Source organism: Streptomyces sp. NPDC048353 (assembly GCF_055587165.1).
Genome location: NZ_JBVJGU010000004.1, coordinates 205,736 through 219,459 on the forward strand (window position 1 = coordinate 205,736; position 13,724 = coordinate 219,459).

Genomic DNA, 13,724 nt, shown 5'->3' on the forward strand with positions numbered 1-13,724 from the left:
GACCACCGACGCGCACCCTCCCAGGTCCCGGATCACCGAGGCGCTGCTCCCCCAGACGCCCCCCCCCCCCCCCCCCCCCCCCCCCCGCCCCCCCCCCCCCCCCCCCCCGCCCCCCCCCCCCCCCGCTTCCGTGTCGACGGCCGCGCGCATGAGGCGCGGAGTACGGCCGCTGACGGCCCGCGCGCCGAGGGTGGCGTCCTCCCCAGGCGGCCGTCCGCCCCAAGTCCAATGAAGTGGACTCGCCGGTGCTGTACGCTGAACCGCATCCGGCCGTTCCCGAGCGCGTCGACCTCCGCTCCCGCCCGGCCGTCCCGCTCGCGGACCCTTCCGACGGAACCCTGACGCAAGGACGACGATGCCTCTCACCCTCACCGTGTCCGACGAGGTGCGTGCCCTCGTACCCGGCTTCACCCACCTCGCCGTCGAGGCCCACGGCCTCGTCAACGGGCCGAGCCACGAGGCCAGTTCGGCGCTCCTCGACGACGCCGCCCGACGCCTCGCGGAGCGCCTCGACGGCGCCGCTCCGGACAAGGACCCGCACATCGCGGCCTGGCGGGCCGCCTACAGCGCCTTCGGCGCGAAGCCGTCCCGTACCCGCAACTCCGCCGAGGCGCTCGCCAAGCGCGCGCTCGCGGACGGCGGCCTGCCCCGGATCAACCGGCTCGTCGACGCCTACAACGCGATCAGCGTCGCCCACCTGATCCCGGTCGGCGGCGAGGACCTGGACCGCATCCAGGGCGAGATGCGGCTCCTGCGCGCGGCCGGCGACGAACCGTTCGTGACCACGGCCGGCGGCGAGGAGACCGTGGAGCACCCCGAGCCCGGCGAGATCGTCTGGCGGGACGATGCGGGCGTCACCTGCCGCCGCTGGAACTGGCGCCAGGGGCCGCGCACCCGTATCGAGGAGACCACGGCCAACGCGATCTTCCTGCTGGAGTCACTGGCCCCCATGACCCACGACGAGCTCCTCGCCGCCGGCGCGGAGCTGGCCGAGTCCCTGGAGAAGCTGAGCCCCGGGGCGCGGATCACGGTCGGCACCCCGGAGTGACGCCCCGCGCGCGGGGGCGGTCGGTCAGCCGGCTTCCTTGACCTGCGCCGGGGTCGGAGCCGTACCCCCGAGGTGCGCGGGCACCCACCAGGTGTCGCCCGCGTCCTTGGGGCGCACGGGATAGGCACGCTGCGCGGCCTCCAGCAGCTCCTGGACGCGCTCCCGCAGCCGCCGGGTGATGGCGCCCGCGTACTGGTCCGCCGGGGCCTCCATGGGCTCGCCGACCCTTATCGTCACCGGGATGTGGCTGCGCTTGAAGTTCCGCGCGCGGCCCTTCGTCCAGACCCGCTGGGTGCCCCACAGGGCCATCGGGATCAGCGGCACCCCGGCCTCCTGCGCGAGGCGCGCCGCACCCGACTTGAAGCTCTTCAGCGTGAACGACTGGGAGATGGTCGCCTCGGGGAAGACGCCGATGATCTCGCCGGCCTTCAGCGACTCCAGCGCGTGCTGGTAGGCGTGCTCGCCCTGGGCGCGGTCCACCGGAATGTGCTTCATGCCGCGCATCAGAGGCCCCGACACCTTGTGCCGGAAGACCGAGTCCTTGGCCATGAAGCGGACCAGACGCTTCTGCGGAAGCGCGGCCAGGCCCGTGAAGATGAAGTCCAGATAGCTGATGTGGTTGCTGACCAGCACCGCGCCGCCCGTGCGGGGGATGTGCTCCGAACCCTGCGTGTCGATCTTGAGGTCGAGCGCCTTGAACATCGTGAGGGCGGCGCCGATGACCGGCCGATAGACGAGTTCTGCCATCAGAGAGGAACCCCTTCTTCTGTTCCTGGGGAGGCTGCTCCCGGCGGAAGTTACGCGGCCGTAGGTTTTCGGCTTTGGGCAGATCGTGCCCCATGTGGGCGTCCGGTACCAGTCCTGACGGCTTCGTGCAGAGAGATTCTCGTCACTCCGGGTGGTCGTGGCGGGAATCGATCGGTGCCGTGGGACGCTGCACGGGGCGGTACGGAACACCCGTACGGGTCCCGTACGGGCATCCCCAGGGGCGGCCTGAGGGGACGGACGGCAGACGGAGAGGCGAGGGAGCGGGCATGGACGGGCGGCGGCAGGAACCGGAAGCCGGTACGGCGGCAGCCGCGCGGGTGCTGGACGCCGCGGACCTGGGGGTCCCGCTGGGGGAGCGGGCCACGCTCGTGCAGTTCTCCACGGCCTTCTGCCAGCCCTGCCGGGCCACCCGGCGCACCCTGACCGAGGTCGCGGCCATGGTCGAGGGCGTCGGCCACGTGGAGATCGACGCCGAGGAGCGCCTCGACCTGGTGCGCGCGCTGGAAGTCGTCCGCACCCCCACGGTGCTCGTCCTCGACCGCGCCGGACGGATCGTCGTCCGGGCCGCCGGACAGCCCCGCCGCGCGGACGTCATCGCGGCGCTCGGCCGGGCGGTCTGACGCCGTGACACATCTCGCACATGCCGGTACGCACTTGACTGTGCCCACCACCGATCGTCAGGCTGGCACGGTGCTGCCCCCAGAACTCCTTCGCCACGGGCGGGTCCATGCGGACCCCGACCACCACGCGAGCGCGCGCTGTCAGGGTGTCTGAGAACCCACGGACCCCTCTCACCACGCCCTCGCCGAAGGACAGTTCCATGACGGCCTCACCCGAGCTCCGCACCGTACCCGCCCCCCGCTCGGCCTCCCCCGACCTCCTGCGCTCCGTCTTCCGGCGGCACGCCGCCGGAGTCGCGGTCATCACCGCCCACGGCGACCGCCCCGTCGGCTTCACCGCCACCTCGCTCAACTCCGTCGCCGCCGAGCCTCCCCTGATCTCCTTCGGGGTGGGCACCGCCTCGTCGAGCTGGCCCGTGCTCGCCGAGGCCGAACACGTCGGCGTGCACATACTCGGCGACCACCAACGCGAGCTGGCCGAGACGTTCGCGCGCAGCGGCGCCGACCGCTTCGGCCCGGACACCCGGTGGAGCACCGGCCCCGAGGGAGTCCCCGTCCTCGACGGCGTCCTCGCCTGGCTGGTCTGCCGCGTGGTGGCCAGGATCCCCGCCGGGGACCACCGGATCGTGATCGCCGAAGCCGTCGCCGGCGACCCCGCCGGGGCCGGCCGGCCGCTGCTCTACCACCAAGGCGGGTTCCACGCCCTGCGCGACTGACTGACGACACCGAAACCCCCGCACGACCGACGGCACCGGCCGTCCGGGCGTTGCCAAGCTCACACGCCTGAGCGCTTGCTCACCGGTAACGAACTGGCTGTACTGGCGAGTAATATTTTCGCCGGGGCGCAAGCCGCCCCGACCGGAAACCCGCCCTTCAGGCGCCTATGCTGCGAGCAACAAGGCAGCCCGTTATGACGATGCAGTAGGAGAGCCGGCGTGAGCTTGAGGATCGTTGTCTGTGTGAAGTACGTGCCCGACGCCACCGGCGACCGGCACTTCGCCGATGACCTGACCGTCGACCGCGACGACGTCGACGGCCTGCTGTCGGAACTCGACGAGTACGCCGTCGAGCAGGCGCTGCAGATCGCCGAAGAGGCGGACGACGCCGAGGTCACCGTCCTCACGGTCGGCCCCGAGGACGCCAAGGACGCCCTGCGCAAGGCGCTGTCGATGGGCGCCGACAAGGCCGTCCACGTCGAGGACGACGACCTCCACGGCACCGACGTCATGGGCACCTCGCTGGTGCTCGCCAAGGCGATCGAGAAGACCGGCTACGACGTCGTCATCGCCGGCATGGCCTCCACCGACGGCACCATGGGTGTCCTCCCGGCCATCCTCGCCGAGCGCCTGGGCGTCCCGCAGGTCACGCTGCTCTCCGAGGTCAAGGTCGAGGACGGCAAGGTGACCGGCCGCCGCGACGGCGACACCGCCTCCGAGCAGCTCGAGGCCGCGCTTCCGGCCGTCGTCTCCGTGACGGACCAGTCGGGCGAGGCCCGCTACCCGTCCTTCAAGGGCATCATGGCCGCCAAGAAGAAGCCGGTGGAGTCCCTGGACCTCTCCGACCTCGAGATCGAGGCCGAGGAAGTGGGTCTGGAAGGCGCCTGGACCGCCGTCGACTCCGCGGCCGAGCGTCCCGCGCGCACCGCGGGCACGATCGTCAAGGACGAGGGCGAGGGCGGCAGGCAGCTGGCGGCCTTCCTTGCGGAGCAGAAGTTCATCTAGGAGGCCGTCCCGCGTGCCCGGAGTTCCTCCAGGGCTCGCGCGAGCCCCTCAGACCGCCCCTTTTTCGTTCGCAGGAGATGGAAGTCCCATGGCTGAGATTCTCGTCTACGTCGACCACGTCGACGGAGCCGTCCGCAAGCCCACCCTCGAGCTGCTGACGCTGGCCCGCCGCATCGGCGAGCCCGTCGCCGTCGCGCTGGGCAACGGCGCCGAGGCCACCGCCCCGGCCCTCGCCGAGCACGGCGCGGTGAAGGTCCTCACCGCCGACGCCCCCGAGTTCGCCGACTACCTCGTCGTACCGAAGGTGGACGCCCTCCAGGCCGCCTACGAAGCGGTGTCCCCGGCCGCCGTGCTCGTCCCGTCCTCCGCCGAGGGCAAGGAGATCGCGGCCCGCCTCGCGGTCCGCATCGGCTCCGGCATCATCACCGACGCCGTCGACCTCGAGTCCGGCGCCGAGGGCCCGGTCGCGACGCAGTCCGCGTTCGCCGCCTCCTTCACCACCAAGTCCCGGGTGTCCAAGGGCACCCCGGTCATCACGGTCAAGCCGAACTCGGTCGCCGTGGAGGCCGCGCCGGCCGCCGGCACCGTCGAGGCCCTCGCGGTCTCCTTCGGCGAGCTGGCCACCGGCACCAAGGTGACCGCCCGCACCCCGCGCGAGTCCACCGGCCGCCCGGAGCTGACCGAGGCCGCCATCGTGGTCTCCGGCGGTCGCGGCGTCAACGGCGCCGAGAACTTCGCGATCATCGAGGCCCTCGCCGACTCGCTCGGCGCGGCCGTCGGCGCCTCCCGCGCCGCCGTCGACGCCGGCTGGTACCCGCACTCCAACCAGGTCGGCCAGACCGGCAAGTCGGTCTCGCCGCAGCTGTACATCGCCTCCGGCATCTCCGGCGCGATCCAGCACCGCGCCGGCATGCAGACCTCGAAGACCATCGTGGCCGTCAACAAGGACGCCGAGGCCCCGATCTTCGACCTGGTCGACTACGGCGTCGTCGGCGACCTCTTCGAGGTCGTCCCGCAGCTGACCGAAGAGGTCAAGGCCCGCAAGGGCTGACCTGGCGCGCGTGACCTGCGCTTCTTTCGGGCCCGGGGGCCGCACGGTGATCTCTCACCGTGCGGCCCCCGGCCGTTTCGGACAACCATTGACGCAGGTCCCGGGGCCTATTAACTTCGCTATACGGATTGTTGATTCCGTGAAGCGGAAAAGAGAAGGGTGTGGGAATGGGTCAGCAGGAGAAGGTGGCAACGAGCCTCGCGGGCGCGGTCAGCGAGGGCATCAGCGCCTCCCTCGCAGCCGTGGACGCCGAGCTGGACCGCCGCTACCCGGGAGACCCCGGCACCCGCCAGCCCGTCCACACCGTCTACGTCCCGGGCCAGCTCTTCGACGCCACGACCATCCGCTCCTGGGGCGACCAGGCCCTCGCGGCGCTCGACGAGCACGCGCGCGACGCCGAGACCTTCGCCGCCGTCCTCGGCCTCCCCGGCTCCCTCGCCGAGGACGTCTACGGACGCGTACGGGCCAAGCTGGAGCGCGAGCCCATCGAGGACCTGCGCGTCGACTTCGAGGACGGCTACGCCGGCACGGACGAGGACCACGACGCCGCCCGCGCCGCCCGGCTGATCGCCGAGGCCTACCGCGACGGCGCCGCCGCCCCGTACATGGGCATCCGGATGAAGTGCATGGAGGCCGCCGTCCGCGACCGCGGCATCCGCACCACCGACATCTTCCTCACCGGCCTCATGGAGCACGGCGGCCTCCCCGACGGCCTGGTCCTCACCCTCCCCAAGGTGACCTACCCCGAGCAGGTCTCCGCCTTCGTACGCCTCCTGGAGGCCTTCGAGAAGGCCCACGGCCTGGACGCCGGCCGCCTCGGCTTCGAGATCCAGATCGAGACCAGCCAGTCCATCCTCGCCGCCGACGGCACCGCCGCCGTCGCCCGGATGATCGACGCCGCCGAGGGCCGCGCCACCGGACTGCACTACGGCACCTTCGACTACAGCGCCTGCCTCGGCGTCTCCGCCGCCTACCAGGCCAGCGACCACCCGGCCGCCGACCACGCCAAGGCGATCATGCAGGTCGCCGCCGCAGGCACCGGCGTCCGCGTCTCCGACGGCTCCACCAACGTCCTCCCGGTGGGCTCCACCGAACACGTCCACGAGGCCTGGCGCCTGCACTACGGCCTCACCCGACGCGCCCTCGCCCGCGCCTACTACCAGGGCTGGGACATGCACCCGGGCCACATCCCCACCCGCTACGCCGCCGTCTTCGCCTTCTACCGCGAGGGCTTCGAGGCCGCCGCCCAGCGCATCTCCGCCTACGCCAACCACGCCGGCGGCGACGTCATGGACGAACCCGCCACCGCCAAGGCCCTCAGCTCCTACCTGCTGCGCGGCATCGACTGCGGCGCCCTGGACACGGCCGAGGTCCAGGCCCTCACCGGCCTGACCCGCACCGACCTGGACCGCTTCGCGGCCCCGCGGCGCGGCGACCTGACCACGACGGCCCCGTAGCGAGCCGCCGCCCCGCCCCGCGGCCTCCACCGGGCCCCGTACTCCGGCACGCACTCCACGCGCCCACCGGAGTACGGGGCCCGGTGTCCTTCCGGGCAACAGCGAGGCGGGACAAGCCCGTTGAGGCAGCAGTGCGGTCCCGCTGCTACCGTCCGGTCATGCTTCGGGCGGAGGACTGATGGAGAGCATCACCAAGAACCGGCAGCCCGTCGAGGCGCTTCGCGCGATGGTCGCCCGCGCCTACGGACCGGACGAGGTCTGCGACGCGGGCGAGGACTGGGCCGACGAGCTGAGCGACGGCTGGTTCAACGTGGCCTACCGGATCCGGCTGCGGTCCGGCACACGGGTCGTTCTCAAGATCGCGCCGCCGCCGGACGTCGAGGTCATGACGTACGAGCGCGGTGCCATGGCCACCGAACTGGCGGCGCTGCGGCTGGTCCGGGAGCATACGAAGGTCCCCGTGCCCGCGGTCGACTTCGCCGACCGGACCCGTGAGCTGTGCGACGCCGACTACTTCTTCATGACGTACGTCGACGCGCACAACCTCAACGGCATCCGACCCACCCTGACCGGCGCGGAGGCCGACGCCTACGACGAGGCGCTCGGCGCGGTCACGCGGGAGCTGAACGGCATCCCCGGCCCCGCCTTCGGACCGCTGGCCGGGCCGGGCGAACCCACCTGGCGCGCGGCCTTCCACCGGATGGTCGAGGAACTGCTGGCCGACGGCGCGCGACGCGCCGTCGACCTGGGCCACGACCCCACCGTGATCCGCGACGTCGTGGCGGCCCACGCCGGCGCGCTGGACGAGGTGACCGAGCCCCGGTTCGTCGAATGGGACCTGTGGCCGGGCAACTGCATGGTGCGCGACGGCGCGATCGTCGCGATCCTCGACCACGAGCGGGCGTTCTACGGCGATCCGCTGATGGAGTTCGGCTTCGCGGGCAGCGAGTCGAGCGCGTACGGCGACTCCGCGGCCTTCATCCGTGGTTACGGCCACCGGCCGTTCACCCCGGCCGAGCGGACCCGCCGACGGCTGTACAACCTCCACCTCGCCCTGATCCAGATCATCGAGACGGACTTCCGGGCGTACACCGACACCGAACAGTACGACTGGGCCCGCGAGCGGCTGAGCGAGACCCTGGCCCTGCTCGGCGGGCCCGCCCCGGCCCGGCCGTCCGGGTGAGCCGCCCGGGACCGGGGACCGCGGCCGGCCGCTCCCCGGCTCAGGGCGCGCGCAGGCGTACGGCGAGGGCGGCGATGTCGTCGTCGAGCCGGCCCCTGCTGTAGCGGAGGAGATCGTGGTGCAGGGCCGCGAGCAGTTCGCGGGGCGGGGCCAGGGGCTGCCGGCGCAGCCACGCCGCCAGCGGGAAGAACTCGCCGTCGCGGGCGCGCGCCTCGGCGATCCCGTCGGTGTAGAGCAGCAACAGGTCGTCGGGGGCGAAGGCGAAGGTGTCGACGGTGTAGTGATCGCCGATCAGCTCGGCGAGGCTGAGCGGTGGAGACGGCGTGCCCGGTTCGAGGATGCGCACCTTTCCGTGGTTCACGAGCAGCGGCGGGGGGTGGCCGCAGTTGAGGACGTCGATCCGTCCGCCCCCGTGCGGGATCTCGACGAGCAGGGCGGTGGCGAAGCGCTCCATCGGCCCCTCGGGGGGAAACGCGGCGTTGTAGCGGGTACTGCCGGCGTCCAGCCTGCGCGCGACGTCGACCATGTCGGTCTCGCCGTACGCGGCCTCCCGGAAGGCGTTGACGATCGCGGCGGCCGCCCCGACCGCCGGCAGGCCCTTGCCCCGCACGTCGCCGATGAGCAGCCTGACCCCGTGGGGCGTGTCGACCACCTCGTAGAAGTCCCCGCCGATACGGGCCTCCGCCGCGGCCGCGACGTACAGCGACTCGAGCTCGATGCTGCCGAAGCGGCGGGGCAGCGGGCTCAGCACCACCTTCTGCGCCGCGTCGGCGACGAGCCGCACCTGGAAGAGCGTGCGCTCCCGCTGGAGCCGGACATGACTCCCATAGGCGGCGGCCACCGTCACCGCGATGATCCCCGCGGCCGTCCACCACGTCCCCAGGTCGGGGAAGACGAGGCTGAGGCCGATCATCAGAAGGAGGCAGACCGTGCCGAGCAGGATGGTGGGGAGGACCGGCCACATGGCGGCGGCCAGGGCCGGGGCCGCGGGTAGGAGGCGGCTGAACGCCATTTCCGGCGGGGTGGCGTAGGCCAGACCGGCGATCACCACGGTCAGGATGACCGGCGACAGCCGCACAAGCCTCCCCCGGCCGTAGCGCCGACGGTGCCGCGGCCGTCCAGACTCGATCACCCTCCCCACGATATCCGGGCAAGCCGGGCATAGCGCTCTGACGCACAGGGGCATCCGCCGACGCCCGGCTCCGCCGTGGCCGGACTGCCGCCGGGCGCGGACCTCCGGAGCGGTGCCGCCGGGCGTCAGGGCTCCGGAGCGGCGCGGGGCGGCTTCAGCCGTCGCTCGCGGTACCGCGGTCGGGCTTGCTCATGTCGCCGGTCGCAGGGGTGCCGTCGGCGAGCCCGTAGCGCAGGTACACGGCGCCCTTCGGGCCGGCCGCCGGGGGCGCGAGGAGCGTGAGGTTGGTGGGCACCGCGCCCTCGTCGAACACCTTCTTGCCGACGCCGAGCACCACCGGGTGCAACCAGAGATCGACGCGGTCGAACAGCTTCTCGCGCAGAAGGGTCTGCACGAGGTTCAGGCTCCCGACGACCTTCACGTTCTCGTGCCGCTCCCGGACCTCGCGCACCGCGGCGGCGAGGTCCGGGCCGAGCTGCGAGGACCCGGCCCAGGAGAGGTCGGGCGTCCCGCGGGAGGCCACGTACTTCGGGACGCGGTTGAAGAGCGTGGCGATCTCACTGTCCTCGCCACCCTCCTGGTGGGGCCAGAAGCCGGCGAAGATGTCGTACGTCCGCCGGCCGAGCAGGAGCGCGTCCGTGCCCTCGTACGCGGCACCGATCTGCGCCCCGGCGACCTCGTCGAGCAAGGGTGCCTGCCAGCCGCCGAACGGGAACCCCGCGGGGTCCTCGTCGGGCCCGCCGGGTGCCTGCCCGACGAGGTCGAGGGTCGCGAACAGCTCGATGTGGATGAGTCCCATGGCGTGCTCCCGATGAGTCGGTTGTCTCCGTCATAGAGATAGACCCACGGGTGCCCCGAGACTCATCGCCGCGCCGGAGCCCCTCCCTCCGGGCGCCCCGGCGGCCGTAACGGAGGCCACGGGCTCGGGGCGGCCGGCGAACCGAGCCGCAAACGAGAGAAGAGGCGCTCAGGCCGGGGGAGCGATCTCCCCCGAACCGCGCGGGATCAGCGTCGTGCCCAGCACCACCCGCGCCGGCGCCTCGTCGATGCCGTCGAGACGGCGGAAAAGGCGCTCGGCCGCCGTGCGCCCCAGCGCCGCCGCGTCCTGGGCGATGACCGTGATGCCCAGGAGGTCGGCCAGTTCGATGTCGTCGAAGCCCACCAGGGCCACCGGGTGGTCGCGTCCGGCCAGGGCGCGGACCGCCGTGACCGTGACCCGGTTGTTCCCCGCGAAGAGCGCCGTCACAGGCTCCCCGCCCGCCACCATCGCCTCCACCGCGTCCCGTACCCGCAGCGGGTCCGTCGGCCCCAGCGAGACCCACGACGGGTCCACCGCAAGACCCGCCTCCTCCATCGCCGCGCGGTAGCCCCGCAGCCGCTCGGTCGCCGTGTGGATGCGCGGCCGGTCGCCGATGAAACCGATGCGGCGGTGGCCGTGGGCGATCAGATGGGCCACGCCGGCCCGCGCCCCGCCGAAGCTGTCCGAGAGCACCGTGTCCGCCTCGACCCCGCCCGCCGGACGGTCGACGAAGACGGTGGCCACGCCCGCCCTCATCTCCGGTTCGAGATAGCGGTGGTCCGAGCCGGCCGGGATGATGATCAGCCCGTCGACCCGCCGCGCGCAGAGCGCGAGCGCCAGCTCCTGCTCCCGGTCGGGGTCCTCCGCGCTGGAACCGTTGATGAGCAGCGCGCCGTGGGCGCGGGCGACCTCCTCGACGGCGCGGCTGAGCGGGCCGTAGAAGGGGTCCGCCAAATCCTCCAGGACCAGCCCGACGGAGGCGGTGCGGCCCTTGCGCAACACGCGCGCGCTGTCGTTGCGGCGGAAGCCGAGGGTGTCGATCGCCTCCTGGACCCGCCGCTCGGTGTCGGGCGTGACCCCCGGCTCGCCGTTGACCACCCGGGAGACCGTCTTCAGTCCCACGCCGGCCCGCGCCGCGACATCCTTCATCGTGGGCCGATTGCCGTAACGGTGCTCGGGGCGGCGGGCGTTGTCGGCCACGGTGCGCAGATCCTCTGTCTTGTCGGACGCTCGGCGGACGGCTTCGCGGATACCGTCGTGATGTTGTCGAGCATAGGCCCTGGACAACGTTGTCAGAGGAGGGGAGACTGTACATCACACCGATCATCGTTCCGGCTGCCCTCCTGGAGACCTCGCCCCATGCACACCGACCTCGTCGCCGGCCTCGTCGTCGCACTGGACATCGGCGGCACCAAGATCGCCGGTGCGCTGGTGGACGGCGACGGCCGGATCCTCCTCCGTGCGCAGCGGCCCACGCCCGCGCGCGAGGACGGCGAGACGGTGATGCGGGCGGTGGAGGAGGTGCTGGCGGAGCTGGCCCGTTCGCCCCTGTGGGAGGCGGCGCACGCGGTGGGGATCGGCAGCGCGGGCCCGGTGGACGCCTCCACGGGCACGGTCAGCCCGGTCAACGTCCCCGGCTGGCGCGGGTTCCCGCTGGTCGAGCGGGTCCGCCGGGTCGTGGGGGGCCGGCCCGTCACGCTGGTCGGCGACGGCGTCGCGATGACGGCGGCCGAGCACTGGCGGGGCGCGGCCCGGGGCCATGCCAACGCCCTCTGCCTGGTCGTCTCCACGGGCGTGGGCGGCGGCCTGGTCCTCGACGGCCGGGTGCACCCGGGTCCCACCGGGAACGCCGGCCACATCGGTCACATCAGCGTCGACCTTGACGGCGACCCGTGCGCCTGTGGCGGACGCGGCTGCGTGGAGCGGATCGCGAGCGGGCCGCACATCGCCCGCCGCGCCCTGGAGAACGGCTGGCGGCCTGGCCCGGACGGCGACACCTCCGCCGCTGCGGTGGCCGCCGCCGCGAAGGCGGGGGAGCCGGTCGCCGTGGCCTCCTTCGACCGCGCCGCCCAGGCACTGGCCGCCGGAATCGCCGCGACCGCCACACTGGTGGAGATCGACATCGCGGTCATCGGCGGGGGAGTGGCGGGCGCGGGCGACGTCCTCTTCGCGCCCCTCCGCCACGCCCTGCGGTCGTACGCCACGCTCTCCTTCGTCCGCGACCTGACGGTCGCCCCGGCACTGACGGGCACGGACGCCGGACTCCTGGGCGCGGCGGCCGCGGCGTCCCCGCCCCGCACTCCCACGCCCGCGACGGCGCGCCGAGCGTGACGGGCCGGGCCGTGTCGGGGACGTAGCGCCGTCCGCTCGACGGGCAGGGGCCGTCAGCGGCCCGCCGGTTGGGGCGTCTTCGGCGGACGGGCCGAGGTGGAACGGGCCGTCCGCTGTTCGACGATGACGAGGAAGGTGTCGGACTCCAGGTCCATGATCACCTTCGCCGGGAGTCCTTCGTCCCGGCGTGCGCTGGCGAACTCCTCCGCCGGCCAACTGCCCCGCGGACCGCCCGCGGGAAACTTCTCCAATACCGTACGGTTCATCTCCGCACCCCCTTGCCTTGCCGGTTCAACGACAGCCGGCCCCGAAGTGTTACGCACCGCCCCGCACGCGCGTTCGTTCGGTGACGCGTCTGCTCTTCGCGTACCCCCGTCCGGCCCGACCAGGCCTGCGGCCCGGCCGAATCGCCCGATTGCCCGCGGGGGTTTCCGTGGCAGGGTGTTGCGGGCAAGCCACTGGGGGCTACCGAAGAGGGGGAATCGTGATCGTCTGGATCAACGGTGCGTTCGGCGCGGGCAAGTCGAGCACCGCGCGCGAGCTGGTCGATCTGATCCCGCACAGCACGCTGTACGACCCCGAGCTCATCGGCGGCGCGATGGGCTGGCTGCTTCCGCAGAAACGACTCGCCGAGGTCAACGACTTCCAGGACCTGCCGATCTGGCGCCGCATGGTCGTGGACACCGCCGCCGCTCTGCTCGCCGAGGTCGGCGGTGTGCTCATCGTCCCGATGACCCTGCTGCGGCAGGAGTACCGCGACGAGATATTCGGCGGTCTCGCCGCCCGTCGCATCGAGGTGCGGCATGTGCTGCTCGCTCCCGACGAAACGATCCTGCGCGAACGGATCACGGCCCGGACGCCGGACGGCTCCGACCCCAGGAGCTTCGAGCGCGTCCGCCAGTGGTCGTTGGACCACATCGAACCCTACCGGGCCGCCCGGGCCGACTGGCTCGACGCCGACGCCCACACCGTCGACACCTCAGCGCTCTCCGTCGCCGAGGCGGCCGCCGCCGTCGTCGAGGCCCTCGGCAGCGGCGCCGCCGGCTCCTGCGGCATCGTCCAGACGCCCGAGCCGACCGGCGAGACGCTGGCCGCGGGCGTGCTGCTCTTCGACGAGCAAGATCGTTTCCTTCTCGTCGATCCGACTTACAAGCCCGGCTGGGAGTTCCCCGGCGGCGTCGTCGAACGGGGCGAGCCCCCGGCCCGCGCGGGCATGCGCGAGGTGGCCGAGGAGATCGGCGTCGAACTGGAGGCCGTGCCCCGCCTGTTGCTCGTCGACTGGGAGCGCCCGCAGCCGCCCGGCTACGGCGGTCTGCGGTTCCTCTTCGACGGCGGCCGGCTGCCCGCCGCCCGGGCCGACCGCCTCCTGCTGCCCGGGGCCGAACTGCGCGCCTGGCGCTTCGTCACCGAGGAAGAGGCCGCCGAGATGCTCCCGCCCGTCCGCTACCAGCGCCTGCGCTGGGCCCTGCGCGCCCGTGAACGCGGCACCGTCCTGAACTGCGAGGCCGGCGTGCCCGTCGGCTGATCGCTGCGGCGGTCGGGCGGGTACGGGCCCGTCGGCCGGTCCGAGGGGACTGACCGGAGGCTCCCTAGGGCGTGGTTCGGAAGTCGTCC

At 72.9% G+C, this 13,724-nt stretch carries 14 protein-coding genes; 9 read left to right on the top strand and 5 right to left on the bottom strand.

The genetic code is table 11. The features are described from left to right. Positions 1–355 precede the first annotated feature (355 nt). On the top strand, positions 356–1,048 hold the full coding sequence (locus ACZ6RC_RS16140; RefSeq protein WP_469583253.1) for a B3/B4 domain-containing protein: 693 nt from the start codon (positions 356–358) through the stop codon (positions 1,046–1,048). Positions 1,049–1,072: 24 nt separating this feature from the next. Here ACZ6RC_RS16140 and ACZ6RC_RS16145 read toward each other — a convergent pair whose 3' ends face one another. Beyond that, on the bottom strand, positions 1,073–1,795 hold the full coding sequence (locus ACZ6RC_RS16145) for a lysophospholipid acyltransferase family protein (RefSeq protein ID WP_391138046.1): 723 nt from the start codon (positions 1,793–1,795) through the stop codon (positions 1,073–1,075). A 287-nt stretch (positions 1,796–2,082) separates the two neighbouring features. Here ACZ6RC_RS16145 and ACZ6RC_RS16150 point away from each other — a divergent pair, with 287 nt between their 5' ends. From ACZ6RC_RS16150 to ACZ6RC_RS16175, 6 genes are all read left to right on the top strand, one after another. Continuing rightward, positions 2,083–2,436 carry a TlpA family protein disulfide reductase gene (locus ACZ6RC_RS16150; RefSeq protein ID WP_391138043.1) on the top strand — a complete coding sequence of 118 codons (354 nt, stop codon included), beginning with the start codon at positions 2,083–2,085 and terminating at the stop codon, positions 2,434–2,436. A gap of 200 nt (positions 2,437–2,636) precedes the next feature. After that, entirely contained in the window at positions 2,637–3,152 is a 516-nt protein-coding gene (locus ACZ6RC_RS16155; RefSeq protein ID WP_469583257.1) for a flavin reductase family protein, read from the top strand. 219 nt (positions 3,153–3,371) lie between these two features. After that, on the top strand, positions 3,372–4,157 hold the full coding sequence (locus ACZ6RC_RS16160; RefSeq protein ID WP_453619971.1) for an electron transfer flavoprotein subunit beta/FixA family protein: 786 nt from the start codon (positions 3,372–3,374) through the stop codon (positions 4,155–4,157). Positions 4,158–4,245: 88 nt separating this feature from the next. Continuing rightward, complete coding sequence (locus ACZ6RC_RS16165; protein WP_469583261.1) at positions 4,246–5,208, top strand: electron transfer flavoprotein subunit alpha/FixB family protein; 963 nt, start codon at positions 4,246–4,248, stop codon at positions 5,206–5,208. A 167-nt stretch (positions 5,209–5,375) separates the two neighbouring features. Next, positions 5,376–6,665 carry a DUF6986 family protein gene (locus tag ACZ6RC_RS16170; protein ID WP_469583265.1) on the top strand — a complete coding sequence of 430 codons (1,290 nt, stop codon included), beginning with the start codon at positions 5,376–5,378 and terminating at the stop codon, positions 6,663–6,665. A gap of 178 nt (positions 6,666–6,843) precedes the next feature. Continuing rightward, complete coding sequence (locus ACZ6RC_RS16175; protein ID WP_469583268.1) at positions 6,844–7,848, top strand: phosphotransferase family protein; 1,005 nt, start codon at positions 6,844–6,846, stop codon at positions 7,846–7,848. A 40-nt stretch (positions 7,849–7,888) separates the two neighbouring features. Here the strand turns inward: ACZ6RC_RS16175 and ACZ6RC_RS16180 are convergent, their stop codons facing one another. The 3 genes from ACZ6RC_RS16180 to ACZ6RC_RS16190 all read right to left on the bottom strand — a co-directional run bounded on the left by ACZ6RC_RS16180 (position 7,889) and on the right by ACZ6RC_RS16190 (position 10,928). Further along, a complete protein-coding gene (locus tag ACZ6RC_RS16180) occupies positions 7,889–8,926 on the bottom strand; it encodes a PP2C family protein-serine/threonine phosphatase (RefSeq protein ID WP_469583270.1) in 1,038 nt (345 codons plus the stop codon). A gap of 208 nt (positions 8,927–9,134) precedes the next feature. Then, positions 9,135–9,779 (bottom strand): dihydrofolate reductase family protein, encoded by a 645-nt coding sequence (locus ACZ6RC_RS16185; protein ID WP_469583274.1) that lies wholly within the window; start codon positions 9,777–9,779, stop codon positions 9,135–9,137. 168 nt (positions 9,780–9,947) lie between these two features. Further along, entirely contained in the window at positions 9,948–10,928 is a 981-nt protein-coding gene (locus tag ACZ6RC_RS16190) for a LacI family DNA-binding transcriptional regulator (RefSeq protein WP_469584318.1), read from the bottom strand. 210 nt (positions 10,929–11,138) lie between these two features. Here ACZ6RC_RS16190 and ACZ6RC_RS16195 point away from each other — a divergent pair, with 210 nt between their 5' ends. After that, positions 11,139–12,110 carry an ROK family protein gene (locus ACZ6RC_RS16195; protein ID WP_469583277.1) on the top strand — a complete coding sequence of 324 codons (972 nt, stop codon included), beginning with the start codon at positions 11,139–11,141 and terminating at the stop codon, positions 12,108–12,110. Between the two features lie 53 nt (positions 12,111–12,163). Here ACZ6RC_RS16195 and ACZ6RC_RS16200 read toward each other — a convergent pair whose 3' ends face one another. Beyond that, positions 12,164–12,376: a hypothetical protein gene (locus ACZ6RC_RS16200; protein ID WP_391138016.1), complete on the bottom strand. Its 213-nt coding sequence runs from the start codon at positions 12,374–12,376 to the stop codon at positions 12,164–12,166. 215 nt (positions 12,377–12,591) lie between these two features. Here ACZ6RC_RS16200 and ACZ6RC_RS16205 point away from each other — a divergent pair, with 215 nt between their 5' ends. After that, the gene (locus tag ACZ6RC_RS16205; RefSeq protein WP_469584321.1) at positions 12,592–13,635 is read left to right on the top strand and encodes an NUDIX hydrolase; all 1,044 of its coding nucleotides are present in this window, start codon (positions 12,592–12,594) and stop codon (positions 13,633–13,635) included. Positions 13,636–13,724: the final 89 nt, after the last annotated feature.

What these genes read in the sequence shown, in the direction of transcription:
- ACZ6RC_RS16140 (WP_469583253.1), top strand. Translation starts at nt 356, where the DNA reads ATGCCTCTCACCCTCACCGTGTCCGACGAGGTGCGTGCCCTCGTACCC.
- ACZ6RC_RS16145 (WP_391138046.1), bottom strand. Translation starts at nt 1,795, where the DNA reads ATGGCAGAACTCGTCTATCGGCCGGTCATCGGCGCCGCCCTCACGATG.
- ACZ6RC_RS16150 (WP_391138043.1), top strand. Translation starts at nt 2,083, where the DNA reads ATGGACGGGCGGCGGCAGGAACCGGAAGCCGGTACGGCGGCAGCCGCG.
- ACZ6RC_RS16155 (WP_469583257.1), top strand. Translation starts at nt 2,637, where the DNA reads ATGACGGCCTCACCCGAGCTCCGCACCGTACCCGCCCCCCGCTCGGCC.
- ACZ6RC_RS16165 (WP_469583261.1), top strand. Translation starts at nt 4,246, where the DNA reads ATGGCTGAGATTCTCGTCTACGTCGACCACGTCGACGGAGCCGTCCGC.
- ACZ6RC_RS16170 (WP_469583265.1), top strand. Translation starts at nt 5,376, where the DNA reads ATGGGTCAGCAGGAGAAGGTGGCAACGAGCCTCGCGGGCGCGGTCAGC.
- ACZ6RC_RS16175 (WP_469583268.1), top strand. Translation starts at nt 6,844, where the DNA reads ATGGAGAGCATCACCAAGAACCGGCAGCCCGTCGAGGCGCTTCGCGCG.
- ACZ6RC_RS16185 (WP_469583274.1), bottom strand. Translation starts at nt 9,779, where the DNA reads ATGGGACTCATCCACATCGAGCTGTTCGCGACCCTCGACCTCGTCGGG.
- ACZ6RC_RS16190 (WP_469584318.1), bottom strand. Translation starts at nt 10,928, where the DNA reads ATGAAGGATGTCGCGGCGCGGGCCGGCGTGGGACTGAAGACGGTCTCC.
- ACZ6RC_RS16195 (WP_469583277.1), top strand. Translation starts at nt 11,139, where the DNA reads ATGCACACCGACCTCGTCGCCGGCCTCGTCGTCGCACTGGACATCGGC.
- ACZ6RC_RS16200 (WP_391138016.1), bottom strand. Translation starts at nt 12,376, where the DNA reads ATGAACCGTACGGTATTGGAGAAGTTTCCCGCGGGCGGTCCGCGGGGC.